The sequence below is a fragment of the Stenotrophomonas sp. INTA L402-1 genome (assembly GCF_059295135.1).
This window is the reverse complement of the sequence record NZ_JCAFWP010000013.1, coordinates 54,716-70,078: the sequence shown is the minus strand read 5'-3', so window position 1 is coordinate 70,078 and position 15,363 is coordinate 54,716. Positions and strand designations below refer to the sequence as shown.

General features: G+C 67.5%; 13 protein-coding genes. 7 read left to right on the top strand and 6 right to left on the bottom strand.

The genetic code is table 11. The features are described from left to right. The first annotated feature begins 19 nt into the window (after positions 1-19). Positions 20-895, top strand: a complete 876-nt coding sequence (gene sucD / locus AC5O77_RS09770) for a succinate--CoA ligase subunit alpha (RefSeq protein WP_005410793.1) — start codon at positions 20-22, stop codon at positions 893-895. Between the two features lie 223 nt (positions 896-1,118). After that, positions 1,119-2,753 carry an NAD+ synthase gene (locus tag AC5O77_RS09765; RefSeq protein ID WP_100437657.1) on the top strand — a complete coding sequence of 545 codons (1,635 nt, stop codon included), beginning with the start codon at positions 1,119-1,121 and terminating at the stop codon, positions 2,751-2,753. Between the two features lie 211 nt (positions 2,754-2,964). Here the strand turns inward: AC5O77_RS09765 and AC5O77_RS09760 are convergent, their stop codons facing one another. Together AC5O77_RS09760 and AC5O77_RS09755 are read right to left on the bottom strand one after the other, a co-directional pair. Then, positions 2,965-4,167, bottom strand: coding sequence for a lipase family protein (locus AC5O77_RS09760; protein ID WP_478057723.1), 1,203 nt, complete (start codon positions 4,165-4,167; stop codon positions 2,965-2,967). A 190-nt stretch (positions 4,168-4,357) separates the two neighbouring features. After that, positions 4,358-5,245 carry an outer membrane protein assembly factor BamD gene (locus tag AC5O77_RS09755; RefSeq protein ID WP_029379759.1) on the bottom strand — a complete coding sequence of 296 codons (888 nt, stop codon included), beginning with the start codon at positions 5,243-5,245 and terminating at the stop codon, positions 4,358-4,360. Positions 5,246-5,358: 113 nt separating this feature from the next. On the opposite strand from AC5O77_RS09755, the gene rluD reads away from it, so the two are divergent. Genes rluD through AC5O77_RS09735 form a run of 4 tightly spaced genes read left to right on the top strand, consistent with a single transcriptional unit; the run spans position 5,359 to position 8,057 of the window. Next, positions 5,359-6,348: a 23S rRNA pseudouridine(1911/1915/1917) synthase RluD gene (gene rluD, locus AC5O77_RS09750; RefSeq protein WP_080291790.1), complete on the top strand. Its 990-nt coding sequence runs from the start codon at positions 5,359-5,361 to the stop codon at positions 6,346-6,348. Continuing rightward, positions 6,348-7,118: a peptidoglycan editing factor PgeF gene (gene pgeF / locus AC5O77_RS09745; protein ID WP_478057724.1), complete on the top strand. Its 771-nt coding sequence runs from the start codon at positions 6,348-6,350 to the stop codon at positions 7,116-7,118. Before rluD ends, pgeF begins: the two co-directional genes overlap by 1 nt. A gap of 20 nt (positions 7,119-7,138) precedes the next feature. Beyond that, complete coding sequence (locus AC5O77_RS09740; RefSeq protein WP_478057725.1) at positions 7,139-7,645, top strand: DUF4166 domain-containing protein; 507 nt, start codon at positions 7,139-7,141, stop codon at positions 7,643-7,645. Next, the gene (locus AC5O77_RS09735; RefSeq protein WP_478057726.1) at positions 7,620-8,057 is read left to right on the top strand and encodes a thiol-disulfide oxidoreductase DCC family protein; all 438 of its coding nucleotides are present in this window, start codon (positions 7,620-7,622) and stop codon (positions 8,055-8,057) included. Before AC5O77_RS09740 ends, AC5O77_RS09735 begins: the two co-directional genes overlap by 26 nt. A gap of 72 nt (positions 8,058-8,129) precedes the next feature. Here the strand turns inward: AC5O77_RS09735 and otsA are convergent, their stop codons facing one another. The 4 genes from otsA to AC5O77_RS09715 form a co-directional block, all read right to left on the bottom strand. Next, the gene (otsA, locus tag AC5O77_RS09730) at positions 8,130-9,494 is read right to left on the bottom strand and encodes an alpha,alpha-trehalose-phosphate synthase (UDP-forming) (RefSeq protein WP_032128815.1); all 1,365 of its coding nucleotides are present in this window, start codon (positions 9,492-9,494) and stop codon (positions 8,130-8,132) included. After that, a complete protein-coding gene (locus AC5O77_RS09725) occupies positions 9,491-11,272 on the bottom strand; it encodes a glycoside hydrolase family 15 protein (RefSeq protein ID WP_423164147.1) in 1,782 nt (593 codons plus the stop codon). The genes otsA and AC5O77_RS09725 overlap by 4 nt, the downstream gene beginning before the upstream one ends. 39 nt (positions 11,273-11,311) lie before the next feature. Next, the gene (otsB, locus tag AC5O77_RS09720) at positions 11,312-12,070 is read right to left on the bottom strand and encodes a trehalose-phosphatase (protein ID WP_478057727.1); all 759 of its coding nucleotides are present in this window, start codon (positions 12,068-12,070) and stop codon (positions 11,312-11,314) included. Positions 12,071-12,216: 146 nt separating this feature from the next. After that, positions 12,217-14,652, bottom strand: a complete 2,436-nt coding sequence (locus tag AC5O77_RS09715) for a TonB-dependent receptor plug domain-containing protein (RefSeq protein ID WP_478057728.1) — start codon at positions 14,650-14,652, stop codon at positions 12,217-12,219. A gap of 214 nt (positions 14,653-14,866) precedes the next feature. Between AC5O77_RS09715 and AC5O77_RS09710 the strand changes: the two genes are divergently transcribed. Further along, positions 14,867-15,349 (top strand): DUF3574 domain-containing protein, encoded by a 483-nt coding sequence (locus AC5O77_RS09710; RefSeq protein ID WP_032128812.1) that lies wholly within the window; start codon positions 14,867-14,869, stop codon positions 15,347-15,349. Positions 15,350-15,363: the final 14 nt, after the last annotated feature.

Genomic DNA, 15,363 nt, shown 5'->3' with positions numbered 1-15,363 from the left:
TCGACACCAAGGAATTCCCATGTCTGTTTTGATTAACAAGAACACCAAGGTGATCGTGCAGGGCTTCACCGGCCAGCAGGGCACCTTCCACGCCACTCAGATGATCGAGTACGGCACCCAGGTTGTTGGCGGCGTGACCCCGGGCAAGGGTGGCACCACCCACATCGACCTGCCGGTCTTCAACACCGTTGCCGACGCCGTGCAGAGCACCGGCGCCAACGCTTCGGTCATCTACGTGCCGCCGCCGTACGCGGCCGACGCGATCCTGGAAGCCGCTGCTGCCGGCATCAAGGTCATCGTCTGCATCACCGAAGGCATCCCGGTGCTGGACATGCTGCGCGTCAAGAACGTGCTGACCCGTTCGCATCCGGACACCGTGCTGATCGGGCCGAACTGCCCGGGCGTCATCACCCCGGGTGAGTGCAAGATCGGCATCATGCCGGGCCACATCCACCAGCCGGGCAAGATCGGCATCGTGTCGCGTTCGGGCACCTTGACCTATGAAGCGGTCAAGCAGACCACCGAAGTCGGCCTGGGCCAGTCCACCTGCATCGGCATCGGTGGTGACCCGATCAACGGCCTGAACTTCGTCGACTGCCTGAAGCTGTTCAACGAAGACCCGCAGACCGAAGGCATCATCATGGTTGGCGAAATCGGCGGTGACGCTGAAGAAGCCGGCGCCGAGTACATCAAGAACCACGTGAAGAAGCCGGTCGTCGGCTTCATCGCCGGTGCGTCGGCTCCGGCCGGCAAGCGCATGGGCCACGCCGGTGCGATCGCCTCGGGCGGCAAGGGCACTGCTGAAGGCAAGTTCGCCGCCATGGAAGCTGCCGGTGTTGTCACCGTCCGCTCGCCGGGCGACCTGGGCGCTGCCATCGCCAAGCTGGTCAAATAAGACCGCTTGTGTAGAGTCGAGCCATGCTCGACTGACGCTCTTGCTTCAAACAGAAAGGCCGCCTCCGGGCGGCCTTTCTGCGTCTGGTGCCCGGCCATCCAGGAAAGCCCATTCATGCATGGCGTGGATCTACTGAGCCGGGGCTGTCCACGCAGTGAGCGCGCCCGGCGCGCGCATGGCGCAGCGCTACAATGGGCACATTGCAACCACAGGCTGGATTCCCATGGCTTCGATCCGCATCGCGATGGCGCAGTTCGACTTCCCGGTCGGCGATGTCGCCGGCAACACCGAGCGCATCATCGAGATGATCGGCCAGGCGCGCGACGAGTACGGCGCCGAGCTGGTGATGTTCCCCGAGCTGGCGGTGAGTGGTTATCCGCCGGAAGACCTGCTGCTGCGCCCGGGCTTCCTGTACGAGTGCGAGCAGGCGATGGCCCGCATCGCTGCTGCCTGCCGTGGCATCACCGCCGTGGTCGGTTGGCCGCAGGCGGCCGGTGCGGTGGTCTACAACGCCGCCAGCGTGCTGCGTGACGGCCTGGTCGAGCAGACCTACCGCAAGCGCGAGCTGCCCAACTACGCGGTGTTCGACGAGCGCCGCTACTTCGATGTCGATCCGGATGGCGGCAGCTGCGTGTTCGAGGTCAACGGCATTCCGGTCGGCCTGCTGATCTGCGAGGACCTGTGGTTCGCCGAGCCGCTGGCCGACACCGTGCGCGCCGGTGCGCAGCTGGTGGTGGTGCCGAATGCCTCGCCCTACGAGCGTGGCAAGCATGCCCAGCGCGATGCAGTGCTGGCCGCACGCACCCGTGAGAGCGGGGCGGCGATCGCCTACCTCAACGTGGTCGGTGGCCAGGACGCGCTGGTGTTCGACGGCGCCTCGGTAGTGGCCGATGGCGACGGTACCGTGCACCCGGCCGCCGCCGCCTTCGTCGACCAGTGGCTGGTGGTGGAGTACGACGGTGAAACCCGCCGTTTCATGCCGCACGTGTGGATGGACGATGGCGACGAGAGCATGGACGCGCTGGCCTGGCGCGCAGTGACCCGTGGCATCCAGGACTACTGCCGCAAGAACGGCTTCAAGAAGGTGTGGCTGGGCTTGTCCGGCGGCATCGATTCGGCGCTGGTGCTGGCCATGGCCGTGGACGCGATGGGCGCGGAAAACGTCACCGCCGTGCGGTTGCCGTCGCGCTATACCGCGGGCCTGTCCAACGACCTGGCCGCCGAACAGTGCCAGGCACTGGGCGTGAAGCTGGAGGCGGTATCGATCGAGCCGGCGTTCAAGGGCCTGATGGAATCGCTGGCGCCGATGTTCGAAGGCACTGCGCCGGACGTGACCGAAGAGAACCTGCAGTCGCGCAGCCGTGGCGTGATCCTGATGGCGCTGGCCAACAAGTTCGGTGGCCTGTTGCTGACCACCGGCAACAAAAGCGAATACGCGGTGGGTTACGCCACCATCTACGGCGACATGTGCGGTGGCTATGCGCCGCTGAAGGACCTGTACAAGACCGAAGTGTTCGGGCTGTCCAAGTGGCGCAACACCGTGGGCGGCGCGCCGGTGATCCCGCCGGCCGTGATCAGCCGCCCGCCGTCGGCCGAGCTGCGCGAGAACCAGCTGGACCAGGATTCGCTGCCGGCCTATGACGTGCTGGACGGCATCCTGTATCGCTACATCGACCAGGAGCAGTCGCGCACGGAGATCGTTGCGGCCGGTTACGACGCTGCCGTGGTCGACCGGGTGCTGCGCCTGGTGCGCATCAGCGAGTGGAAGCGGCACCAGGCCGCGCCGGGGCCGAAGGTCTCGCGCCGGGCATTTGGCCGCGAGCGTCGTTACCCGATCAGCAACGGTTACAAGGGCTGAAGCTGCGGTTGGCGGGTAGTGCCGGCCGCTGGCCGGCAACCCCGCATACCGCGTATCCACGCATGGCGTGGCTCTACTCCGTTCGGTAGTGCCGGCCGCTGGCCGGCAACCCGTATAGCGCGCATCCACGCATGGCGTGGATCTACTGCGTTCGGTAGTGCCGGCCGCTGGCCGGCAACCCGCATACCGCGTATGCACGCATGGCGTGGCTCTACTGGGCGTCCTCAAGCAGTTGTTCGAGGCTGGCGGTTTCCGCAGCGTCGTTGAAGCGTCCGTCCCCCAGCCGTGCCCGCACAAACGCCAGGCCATCCGCCGCCGCCGCATCCAGCGTGCCGCGGTGGTCGACCGGGTAACGCCGGAACGCGACCGGCTCGCCTCGCAGGGCCAGGCCTGCGGCATATAGCAGGGTGGTCAGATAGGGCACATCCCGGTCCTCGCTGCCGTGGCCCAGCATCAGCGGTTGGCTGAAGCCGCGGCGCGGTACACCGAGATAGTCGTACAGCACCGCCCAGATGCCCGGCACGCTGGTCAGCGGTGCAGTGAACATGCTGCCGGTATCCGCACCGTCCAGCGTGGTGGCCAGTTCGCCCAGGCACTGCTCGCGTGCCACTGCCACGCGGGCGCGACCGGTGTCGCTGAGGACGCGGTCGATCTGTGGCGCAACCTGCAACAGACCGTCGAGCAGATACGCGTGATACGCGTTGAGCGCGCCAGGATTGGCGGTGCGGTTGTCGGGCTTCATCACCAGCGCGGTCAGCTCGACGGCGGTAGGCGTGCCGGTGGTGAAGCTGCCACGGTAGTGAAGGGAAGGACCACCATAGGTGGGCGCCAGATGCCCGGCTGTGAGGGCTGCAGCGCCACCCTGTGAATGACCAACCGAGACCCAGCGCGGCGACAGCGTTGCGTTGCCCAGATACTGGCGGCTGGCCTTGACCAGGTCGATGGCATTGCGGGCGGCCGTGCGCACATGCAGATAGGCATGCTCGCCGGGGCTGCCGAGCCCCTGGTAGTCCGCGGCGACGACCGCATAGCCCTGGGCCAGGAACTGATCGAGGAAGCGCCCGTCGCGTTCGGGTTGGTAGGGGCCGGACACCGAGGGCGCGCAGCGATCGGCGATGCCCTGGGTGCCATGTGCCCAGGACACCACCGGCCAGCCGCCCGCTGGAGCCGCGCCGGCGGGCAGGTACAGCAGGCCGGTGCCTTCGGCCAGCTGGCCGCGAAGATCCGGGGTGCGGTAGTGGAGCTTGTAGGCCTGCGCAGCCTTGGACGGCACCCATGACGCGCGATAGGGGGCAGCAGACAGCAGATCGCCCGGTGCACCCGGTGCGGCAGCCAGGGGGCCCGAGGACAGCGCCAGCAGGGCGGTGGCAAGGAGGCAGGCGAGGGGGCGGAAACGGCGGGGCGGTAGGGTCATGGGGCGCTCCTTCACGGCCGGGATGGCCGTTGCGCCGCAGTGTGGAGGGCGTCGCCGGAGCGGGATGCGACCGGCGTCGCATCCGCCGGGAATTCGTAGAATTCCTAGTGTCGTGGTCCATGGGCGTACGAACCATCCACGCATGGCGTGGATCTACCGACAAAGAAAAGGCCCCTTTCGGGGCCCTCTCTTACTTCTTTTCCAGTCGCGCGTTGCGCTGGCCGGTGCTGGCGGATTTCTCGCCGGCGAACGGGTTCAGCTTGCGGATCATCCACGGGTACTTCGGCCACTTGCCTTCCAGCCACGGGTGGTCCGGCTGGTTCAGCTGCAGGACGCGGCGGGCATCGTCGGCCAGGGTCTTGTTGCCCAGGTGGGTGTAGGAATCGGCCAGCACAGCCACGGCGTCGTACTGGAAGGCGCTCTGCGGGTAGGTTTCCAGCAGGTAGTTGGCGCGGCCGGCGGCCGAGACCCAGGCGCCGCGGCGCATGTAGTACAGGGCGTTGTCCAGCTCATGCTGGGCGAACACGTCACGCAGCTCCAGCATGCGCTGGCGCGCATCGGCGGCGTAGCGGCTGTTCGGGTAGCGGTCCACCACGATGTTGAAGTCCGAATACGCCTGGTGCGGCGTGGACAGGTCGCGGCGGCTGGCATCCAGCGACCATACGCGGCGCAGGAAAACCGTACTGCGGTTGGAGTTGGCCAGGCCGCGCAGGTAGTACAGGTACGCGATGTTGCGATGGGTCGGGTAGGTACGGATGAAGCGGTCGATGCTGGACACCGCGTCATCGTGCTTGCCGGCCTTGTACTGGGCGTAGGCGGTCTCGATCATCGCCTGCTCGGTGTACGGACCGTACGGATACTGGGCCACCAGGCGGCGGAAGCTGGCTTCGGCGCCGCTCCAGTTGCCACCCTGCATCAGCTTGTGGCTCTTCTCGTACAACTGTTCGACCGGCGTCCCTTCATCGGGGCGATCGCCCTTCTTGGCACCACGGTGGCAGCCGGTGGCGGCGATGACCAGCACCAGCAGCAGGGCGGTGAGGCGGACGGGCGCGGAGAGCATGGCGGAGCGTCGGATCATGGGGTCGAGGCGGGACGCGGCTGGAATACGAAGGGTCGATGATAGCCTAGTGTCCTGTCCAGCGACTGAAACCGGCCGCCGGGACCCCAAAATTTCAAAGAATGCCCCCTGCCATGTCTGAACAACCCTCTGAATCGGCCCGCCAGGCCATCGTCCCCGACACCGCTGCCGGCCGTCGTTTCGACGCCGTGGTGGCCGAACTGTTCCCCGAATACTCGCGTTCGCGCCTGACCGAGTGGATCAAGGCCGGTGAGGTGCTGCTGGACGGCGCCCAGGTGCGCCCGCGCGATCCGCTGCGCGGCGGCGAGCTCGTGACCCTCAACGTGGTGCTCGAGACCCAGACCGACGCCCAGCCGGAGGACATCCCGCTGGACGTGCTGTTCGAGGACGAGCACCTGCTGGTGATCAACAAGCCGGTCGGCCTGGTGGTGCACCCGGGCGCGGGCAACCACAGCGGCACCCTGGTCAACGCCCTGCTGTTCCGTGACCCCTCGGTGGCGGTGCTGCCGCGCGCCGGCATCGTGCACCGCCTGGACAAGGACACCAGCGGCGTGATGGTGGTGGCCAAGACCCTGGAAGCGCAGACCGCACTGGTCGAGCAGCTGGCCGCGCGCGACGTGCACCGCCAGTACCTGGCCATCGTGATGGGTGCGCTGGTGGCCGGCGGTACCGCCGATGCCCCGATCGACCGCCACCCACGCGACCGCCTGAAGATGGCCGTGCGCGAGGACGGCAAGGAAGCGATCACCCATTACCGCCTGCGCGAGCGCTTCCGTGCGCACACTGCGCTGGAGTGCCGCCTGGAAACCGGCCGTACCCATCAGATCCGCGTGCACATGGCGCATGTGCGCCATCCGATCATCGGTGACCCGCTGTACGGCGGTGCGCTGAAGCTGCCCAAGGGCGCCAGCGATGAGCTGGTAGCCGCGCTGCGCGGCTTCAAGCGCCAGGCCCTGCACGCCGAGACCCTGGAGTTCACGCACCCGATCACCGGTGAGCCGGTGCGCAACACCGCGCCGGTGCCGGACGACATGCTGCACCTGATGAAGGTGCTGCGCGAAGACAGCGAAGCCTTCGCCGCACGCGAGCGGGACCGCTGGTGATGGCCGCCGCGTTGCCTTTGCTGCAGGCGGACTGGCCGGCGCCTCCGGGCGTCCATGCGCTGACCACGCGTCGGCACGGTGCGGGCATTTCGCCGGCGCCGTTCGCGCAGTTCAACCTGGGCAACCGGCACGCGGCCGATGGTGATACCCCGGCCAACGTGGAGCACAACCGCCAGCTGCTGCAGCAGGGGCTGGCGCTGCCGTCGGCACCGCACTGGCTGCGCCAGGTGCACAGCAGTACCGTGCTGCGCTTCACAACGCCGCCGGTGCCTGGCGCAAGCGAACCGGTGGCCGACGCTGCGGTGACCTCGGTGCCCGGCGTGGTGCTGGCGATCCTGACCGCCGACTGCCTGCCGGTGGTGTTCGCCGCTGCCGACGGTAGCGAGGTGGGCGCCGCTCACGCTGGATGGCGCGGGCTGGCCGACGGCATGCTGGAAGCCACCGTGGCCGCCATGCAGACCCCGCCCGCGCAGCTTCGCGCGTGGCTGGGCCCGGCGGCCGGACCGGCCGACTACGAGATCGGCGAAGAGGTCTTCCACGCCTTCGTCGGCCATGATCCGGCGGCCGAGGCGGCGTTTGTGGCGACACGCCAGGGGCACTGGAAGGTGGACCTGTTCGCGCTGGCGCGGCAGCGGTTGCGGGCGGCGGGGATGGACCCGGCGCAGGTTTATGGCGGCAAGGTGTCGACGATGGCCGATCCGGACCTGTATTCGCACCGGCGCGACCGTCGCACCGGGCGCATGGCGACCCTGGCCTGGATCGCGCCCTGACCCCGCCGCTGTTCGCGCGCGTGCTGGGGCCGGCCTTCGCCACCCTGGCCGCGCCGGTGCAGGCGCTGCATGCCGTGCCGTTGCCGTGCCGCTACGTGGGGCAGGCGCGCATCGTGAGAGGGCGGCACTGGCTGGTGCCGCTGCTGGCCGCGTTGGCGCAGTTGCCGAAGGACGGCGACGCGCTGCCCACCGAAGTGGCGTTCAGTGCACACGGGCAGGGCGAGCAGTGGGCGAGGCGGTTTGGCCGCTGGCCGATGGTGTCGCGGCTGTGGGCGCACGAGGGGTACCTGCGCGAGCAGTTGGGCGCGGTGCGCTTCGAATTTGATCTGCAGGCCCGCGACGGTGGCATCGACTGGTCGGTGCGGCGGGTCTGGGCGTTCGGGCTGCTGCCGCTGCCCAAGCGCTGGTTCGGCGGCGTGCGATGTCGCGAAGCGTCGCACGGCCAGCGCTACACTTTCCTGGTCGATGTGACCTTGCCCTGGGCCGGAGCCCTGATCCGCTATGAAGGCTGGCTCGAACCGCAGTGATTCCGCCGCCGAGGCCGGCAACGCGGTGATCGTGTTCGATGGCGTGTGCGCGCTGTGCAACCGCTGGGTGCGCTTCCTGCTGCGTTTCGACGGCAGGGGCCGCTACCGCTTTGCGGCGATGCAGGGCGCGCAGGGCAGCGCGATGTTGCGCGCGCACGGGCTGGACCCGCAGGACCCGATGTCGTTCCTGTTGCTGGACGCACAGGGCGCCTGGACCGATACCGATGCGATCCTGCGCGTGCTGGCGGGGCTGGGCGGCGCCTGGCGCCTGACCGGTGCATTGCGCGTGCTGCCGCGCAGTTGGCGCGACGCGGCGTACCGCGCGCTGGCCCGCAACCGCTACCGCTGGTTCGGACGGCATGACGCCTGTTACCTGCCCGCACCGGAGCAGGCCGCGCGATTCCTGGATTGAAGAAAAAAGGGGACGGAGGGGATTAAGTCGTTTGTGCACAAACGACTTAATCCCCTCCGTCCCCTTTTTCCCTCAACCTTCCAGCGCGTCCAGATAGCTGCGGCGCCAGTGGTTGATGTCGTAGGTGCGCAGGTGCTCCATCATCGCGTGCCAGCGTTCCTTGCGCCTGCGCAGCGACATCGTTGCCGCGGTGGCGATGGCGTCGGCCACGCCGTCCAGATCATGCGGGTTCACCAGCAGCGCCTGCTTGAGTTCGTCGGCGGCGCCGGCCAGCAGCGACAGCACCAGCACGCCGGGGTCTTCCGGGTCCTGCGACGCCACGTACTCCTTGGCTACCAGGTTCATGCCATCGCGCAGCGGCGTGACCAGGCCCACTGCCGCCGCCCGGTAGAAGCCGGTCAGCGTGGCATGGGTGAAGTTCTGGTTGACGTAGCGCAGCGGCGTCCAGTCCGGTTCGGCGTGCCCACCGTTGATGTGGCCGGCGATCTGCTCCAGCTGGCTGCGCAGCTGCCGGTACTCGGTGACATCGCCGCGCGAGACCGGGGCGATCTGCAGGTAGGTCAGCGAGCCGCGCTGATCCGGATGGCGCTCCAGATAGCGCTCGAAGCCGAGGAAGCGTTCGGGCAGGCCCTTGGAATAGTCCAGGCGATCCACGCCGATCGCCAGCTGGCGGTCACGCAGGCTGTTGCGCAGGTTCTTCACAGCGGCCTTGGTGGCGGCGGTGCCGGCCTGTCGCGCGATCAGCTCGGTGTCGATACCGATCGGGAACGCCGCCGCACGGAAGCGGCGCCCGCCCGGTGCTTCCAGCTCGCCGTTGTCGAGCACGCGGCCGCCGCCGAACAGGCGCAGGTAGGTCTGGAAGCGATCGGCGTCGCGCTGGGTCTGGAAGCCGACCAGATCGTAGGCGTACAGCGCGGAGAACAACCGAAGGTGGTCGGGCATGGCCTGCAGCAGGTCGGCCGACGGCATCGGGATGTGCAGGAAGAAGCCGATGCGGCAGCCGATGCCACGCTCGCGCAGCAGCGCACCAAGCGGGATCAGGTGGTAGTCGTGGATCCAGACGATGTCGTCCTCGCGCAGCAGCGGCGCGAGCTTGTCGGCGAACAGCGCGTTGACCTTATGGTAGGTCTCGCGGGTGCCCCGGTCGTAGTCGACCAGATCCAGACGGAAGTGCAGCAACGGCCAGAGGGTGCGATTGGCGAAACCGTTGTAGTAGCCATCCACCTCGCGCTTGCTCAGGTCGAGGGTGACGAATTCGATATCGCCATCCTTCTGCGTGTGCAGCGTGCCGCTGCCGTCGCGCACGCTCTTGCCGCTCCAGCCGAACCACATGCCGCCACGTTCCTTCAGCGCGGCCAGCAGGCCCACCGCCAGGCCGCCGGCGCGGTTCTCGCCCGGCACCGCCACGCGGTTTGAAACCACCACCAGACGACTCACGATGCCTCCTGCCAGGACCGCGACAGGCGCATTGCGGCGGTGATCAGGCCGACGTGCGAATAGGTCTGCGGGAAATTGCCCCAGGCCTCGCCGCTGTCGAAGGCCAGATCCTCCGACAGCAGGCCCAGGTGGTTGCGCTGTTTCAGCAGCAGCTCGAACATCCCGCGTGCTTCGTCCATGCGCCCAATCGCCGCCAGCGCATCGATGTACCAGAAGGTGCAGATGGTGAAGCTGGTTTCCGGTTCGCCGAAGTCATCCGGCGCGACATAGCGGTACAGCGAGTTGCCATGCTTGAGGTCGCGGCCGATGGCGTCGACGGTGGCCACGAAGCGGGCATCCAGCGCATCGATGAAGCCGATGTCGGCCAGCAGCAGCAACGAGGCGTCCAGCCGATGACCACCGAAGGTATCGGTGAAGTGGCCCAGCTCCTCGCTCCAGGACTCGGCCATGATGCGCGCATGGATGGTGTCGGCGCGCTCGCGCCAGTAATGGGCGCGGTCATCGCGCTTCAGGCGCACGGCGATCTTGCACAGGCGATCGCACGCTGCCCAGCACATCGCGCTGGTGTAGGTGTGCACCTCGGTGCGGCCGCGGAATTCCCACAGGCCGGCGTCGGGTACGTCGTGCAGGGCGAACGCCTGTTCACCCAAGGGTTCCAGGCGGGCGAAGGTGTGCGCATCGCCCGGGTCCTGCAGGCGGCGGTCGAAGAACAACTGCGTGGACGCCAGCACCACGCTGCCGTAGACATCGTGCTGGCGCTGCACCCAGGCCAGGTTGCCGCGCCGCACCGGGCCCATGCCACGGTAGCCGGACAGGCTGGGTACTTCGTCCTCGTCCAGCTTGGCCTCGAAGCCGATGCCATACAGCGGCTGCAACGTGCCATCGGTGGTGGCCAGGTTGAAGATGTAGCCGAGGAACTGTTCCATCGTGCGCGTTGCGCCGAGGCGGTTCAGTGCGCGCACCACGAACGCGGCATCACGCAGCCAGCAGTAACGGTAGTCCCAGTTGCGCACGCTGCCGGGTGCTTCCGGAATGGAGGTGGTCATCGCCGCGATGATCGCGCCGCTGTCCTCGTACTGGCACAGCTTCAGGGTGATCGCACTGCGGATCACTGCGTCCTGCCATTCCAGCGGAATGGACAGGTAGCGCACCCATTCGCGCCAGTAGTCGCGGGTGCGCTGGAAGGCTTCCTGCACATAGCCACTGATCGAGCGGTTGAGTGATTCATCCACCCCCAGGATCAGGTGGATGGGATGGTTGAGTACGAACGGCAGGCCATCGCGCACGAAGCGCACCGGCACGTCGGTGGTCAGCCGCAGCACGTGCTCGGGCAGGATCCAGCGCACGTGGTTGCTGCCCCAGGTGGACTCGGGCACGCGTGCGCCCCAGTCGGCCAGTGGCCGTGCGTGCACGGTGATGCGTGGGCTGCCGGCCAGTGGTCGTACCTGGCGGATCAGGCTGACCGGTCGGTAGAAACGGTCGTTCTGGCGCCAGCGCGGGGCGAAATCAAGGATTTCCAGTTCACCACCGTGCGCGTCGCGCAGCACGGTACGCAGGATCGCGGTGTTGGTCAGGTATTCCTGCTCGCTGCTCGCGAAGTCCTCCAGCTCGATGGCGAAGTCGCCACCCGTCTGCTGGTTGGGGCCGAGCAGGGCACAGAAGGTGGGGTCGCCGTCGAAGGTGGGCAGGCAGCTCCAGACAACGCGGGCACGTTTGTCGACCAGGGCGCCGAAGCTGCCGTTGCCGACCACGCCCAGATCAAGATCGGGTTGGGTCATCACGCGGTACATCTCGGTTGCGGCCGTGGGGTGGCCGGGTCAATAGGCATTCTCACGCAGCCAGGCGTGCACACTGCGTATGTCGGGCAGCGCGAACACGGCTTTGCTGGGTTCCCGTTCGCCTACCAGTACGCTCCAGCCATGCTGGCCATTGGCGGCGTCGAAGCCGAACTCATCGGTCAGGTCATCGCCGAGGAACACCGGCAGGCGGCCGCGGAACGGCAGGTACTGCATCATCCGGCGCACGGCACGGCCCTTGTCGGTGCCGACCGGAACGAACTCGACCACATGGTCACCGGGCTGCAGGCGATAGCTGGCACGGCCACGCACATGGCGGTCGGCGAAGGCGCGTACATTACTTGCCGCGTGCGGCGCACCGCGCCAATGCAGCGCCAGGCCGACGCCCTTGTCTTCCACCAGCACGCCGGGATGGCCATGGGCGAAGCGCATCGCCTGCTGGTGCAGCGCGTGCAGCCACTCGGCGGTGTCGTCGTCGTGTTCGTCGCGCAGGACGCGACCGTCTTCGCCGCGCAGTTCGTGGCCATGCAGGCCGGCGGCGGGCAATTTCAGGGGAGCGAACAGTTGATCCAGCTGCTCAAGCGGGCGACCACTGACCAGTGCCACGGCACCTTCCAGGCGGTCGCTGATGCGGCCGATGGCTTCACGCACATCCGGCAGCAACTGCACGGCATCCGGGCGTGCAGCGAATTCGATCAGGGTGCCGTCGACATCGAGGAACAACGCGCAGGCGTCATCCAGCAATGGCGGTGGCGGACGCAGGGGGAGCGGTTCAGCCATGACGCCCAGCTTGCCAGCGCGGGCGTGTACGTGGGGTCGAGGGCAGGCTACGGATCTGGTAGTGCCGGCCGCTGGCCGGCACCGTCATGGTCCCTGGATGCCCCCTGAGGTTGCCGGCCAGCGGCCGGCACTACCGGACTGATGAATCAGAACGTATAGCGGACGCGGCCGTAGTAATACGCGCCATTGCTGCCGATCGGCGACAGCACGTCGTACGGCAGGTTGCCGAAGTAGTGGATATCGCTGTTGGATCGATCCGGGTAGTTGTCGGTCAGGTTCTGCCCGCCGATGGCCACGCTCCACTGCGGCGTGATGCGGTACTCGACTTCCGCATCCAGCTGCCACTCGGCCTGGTAGGTCTGGCGCGGGATGTAGCCATCACCGAAGTTGAACACGCGGGTGGTGCTGCCATAGCGGTTCACGCGGGTGCTCAGCGACCAGTGGTCGTTGCTCCATGCGGCCGAGAAGCTGCCGCGCGTACGCGGCGTGGCATCGGTGAGGGTGTTGGTCTCTTCGATGCCGAACAGCACGTAGTCCGGGTTTAGCGCGCGCAGCTGCGCCGGCGTGGCCAGCACGTTTTTCAGCGTGGTCTTGGTGTAGGCATAGGTGCCGGTGAGCAGCAGCTGGCCATCGCCCAGCGATTGCCGCCAGTTGCTCACCAGCTCGGCACCGCGGGTGCGGGTATCGGCGGCATTGACGAAGAAGCTGGCGCTCTGCAGGCCGCTGACGCCGTAGTTGGCGGCCACGTAGTCGGTCAGTGCATCGCCGGTGATGCTCTCCGACAGCGCGATGCGGTCATCGATGTCGATCTGGAAGAAGTCCAGCGACAGGTCGAAGTGCTCGCCAATGCGGCTGGTGAAGCCCAGCGAGGTATTGATCGACTTTTCCGGCTTCAGGTTCTGCGCACCCAGGCCACGTGCGATCGGATTGTTGACCGACAACAGGCGGCCCTGCACCAGCTGGCCGCCGGCGTTGTAGCCGGTGGAGGTGGATTCGTAGCCGATCTGCGCCAGCGACGGTGCGCGGAAGTTGTTGGAGATCGCGCCGCGCAGCGCGAACGCCGGGGTGAATTCATAGCGCAGGCCAAGCTTGCCGGTCAGTTCACCGCCGAAATCGTCGTTGTGCTCGTAGCGCGCGGCCAAGTCGGTGGAGAACTTCTCGCCGAACTGGCTGGCGAGACTGGCGTAGGCGCTGGCCACGTCGCGCGACAGGCGCGCTGCATCCTGCGGGGTCAGGCCGGCACCGGCCTGCGAGCCGGTCGGGCGATCGGTGTAGGGGCCGGCGGCGTAGCTGGCCGGGTCGCCGGGACGGGTCTGGTAGCGCTCGTGGCGTGCTTCCACGCCCAGGCCCAGGGTGTGGCTGATGCTGTCGCTCTGGGTGAACACACGACTCAGGTCGAGGTTGCCCACGGTCTGTGCGTATTCGTAGTCGGCGGTCTTGAAGCGGGTCGGGCTGGTCGGGCCCAGCGACGCGTTGAGCGAATCACGCAGGCGGTAGGTGAAGTCGTTCTGGCCGTAATCCAGGCTGCCGTCGTAGCTCCATTCACCCCACTGGCCGCGCACGCCGGCCACGGCCTGCACGTCGCGGTTCTCGCCTTCGGAGATTGGCCGGTAACCGTTCGGATAGACCTGCTTCCAGTTGGCGTCGCCATCGGGGTAGCGGAAGTAGTTCGCGCCTTCGGTATCACGCTGGTTGAAGGTGCCGAACGCGTAGAACGTAGACGTCTGGCCCACCGGGATCTCAGTGTTCAGCCACAGGTTGATGTCCTTGCTCTTGCCATCGCCCAGCACGTAGTTGCGCTTGCCCTGCAGCGCCAGGTTGTCCGGCGTCTGGTCCCACGGCGGAATCTGGTCGAAGCCGGCGCGGTTGGTGCCGTTGCGGTGCTTGTACTCCAGGCCGACACGCAGGAAGCCGCCGTCCTCACCCAGCGAGGTGCCGACCTTGGCGCTGATGTTGCCGGTCTGGCCGTCGGTGAGGGTGCGGCCGATCGGCTTGAGGTCGGTGTGGTTGGCACCGTAGCTGGCCTCGATCTCGCCACCGTCGCCGCCGTTGTCGAGGATCACGTTGATCACGCCGGCCACGGCGTCCGAACCGTACAGCGCACCGGCGCCGTCGCGCAGCACTTCGATGCGCTTGATCGCGCTGACCGGGATCGAATTGAAGTCGACCGGCGTGGTGCCCTTGCCGATCTTGCTGTCGGTGTTCACCAGCGCGGTGTGGTGGCGGCGCTTGCCATTGACCAGCACCAGCACCTGGTCCGGCGACAGGCCACGCAGCTGTGCGGCGCGCACGTGGTCGGCGCCGCCGGAGTTGGACTGGCGCGGGAAGTTGAACGACGGCAGCAGGGCCTGCAGCGCACTGCCCAGCTCACCGTTGACCACGCCCGCCTTGCGGATGTCCTCGGCGGTGAGCACGTCCACCGGCGAGGTGGATTCCAGCACGGTGCGGTCGGCGGCACGGGTGCCGGTGACGATCACGGTGTCGAGGTTGGTAGCGTCCTGGGCCAGAGCCGGGACGGCGGTGGAGGAAAGCGCGATGGCGATGGCGAGGCCGAGCGGCGACGCGGGCAGGCGGATGGACATGGGGGCTCCAGCAACAACGACGACGGGGAAGGGGGAGATAGTTTCACTTACATCCATCCGGATGAAGCGATATATTATCTTCGCGTGATGGCCGGTGCCGATGCAAGTCCCTGGCGGTCCGGCATGAGTTGATGCCCCGTTGGCATCAGCACGCCGGACCGGTGGCGCTGTACGCTGCCGGCTCGCCTTGCCCCCCTTCCCCGGAGCTGTACCGATGAAACACCTTGGCCTCGTCTTCGCCGTGCTGCTGGCCACCAGTGGCTGCGCCAGCCTGTCCTCGCAGGCGCCCAGCGCCTATGCCACGGCCACCACCGCCGAACTGAAGGGCGATGCCGCCCGCCCGTCCGCCGGCCACGGCTGGGTGCGCAGTGAGCTGTACTTCGGCGTGGGCGAGGAGCAGGGCGCCGGCAACCGTCCGCAGGCCGACACCATCAGCGAGACGCAGTGGCGCGCTTTCCTGGACAAGGAAGTGACCCCGCGCTTCCCGGATGGACTGACCGTGTTCGATGCGTATGGTCAGTGGCTGTTCCGCGGTGATGCCGCGCCCAACCGCCTGCGCACCAAGGTGCTCGTGGTGCTGCACGAGGACACCCCGCAGCGCCGTGCTGATATCGAAGCGATCCGCCTGGCGTGGAAGCAGCAGACCAAGCATCAATCGGTGCTGTGGTCGCGGCAGGCGGTCGAGGTATCGTTCTGAGTTGAAGGTGCCGC

Coding starts and splice junctions, on each gene's coding strand:
- AC5O77_RS09715 (WP_478057728.1), bottom strand. CDS start 14,652: ATGTCCATCCGCCTGCCCGCGTCGCCGCTCGGCCTCGCCATCGCCATC.
- AC5O77_RS09765 (WP_100437657.1), top strand. CDS start 1,119: ATGGCTTCGATCCGCATCGCGATGGCGCAGTTCGACTTCCCGGTCGGC.
- otsB (WP_478057727.1), bottom strand. CDS start 12,070: ATGGCTGAACCGCTCCCCCTGCGTCCGCCACCGCCATTGCTGGATGAC.
- AC5O77_RS09760 (WP_478057723.1), bottom strand. CDS start 4,167: ATGACCCTACCGCCCCGCCGTTTCCGCCCCCTCGCCTGCCTCCTTGCC.
- AC5O77_RS09755 (WP_029379759.1), bottom strand. CDS start 5,245: ATGATCCGACGCTCCGCCATGCTCTCCGCGCCCGTCCGCCTCACCGCC.
- rluD (WP_080291790.1), top strand. CDS start 5,359: ATGTCTGAACAACCCTCTGAATCGGCCCGCCAGGCCATCGTCCCCGAC.
- AC5O77_RS09735 (WP_478057726.1), top strand. CDS start 7,620: ATGAAGGCTGGCTCGAACCGCAGTGATTCCGCCGCCGAGGCCGGCAAC.
- AC5O77_RS09710 (WP_032128812.1), top strand. CDS start 14,867: ATGAAACACCTTGGCCTCGTCTTCGCCGTGCTGCTGGCCACCAGTGGC.
- AC5O77_RS09725 (WP_423164147.1), bottom strand. CDS start 11,272: ATGACCCAACCCGATCTTGATCTGGGCGTGGTCGGCAACGGCAGCTTC.
- pgeF (WP_478057724.1), top strand. CDS start 6,348: ATGGCCGCCGCGTTGCCTTTGCTGCAGGCGGACTGGCCGGCGCCTCCG.
- sucD (WP_005410793.1), top strand. CDS start 20: ATGTCTGTTTTGATTAACAAGAACACCAAGGTGATCGTGCAGGGCTTC.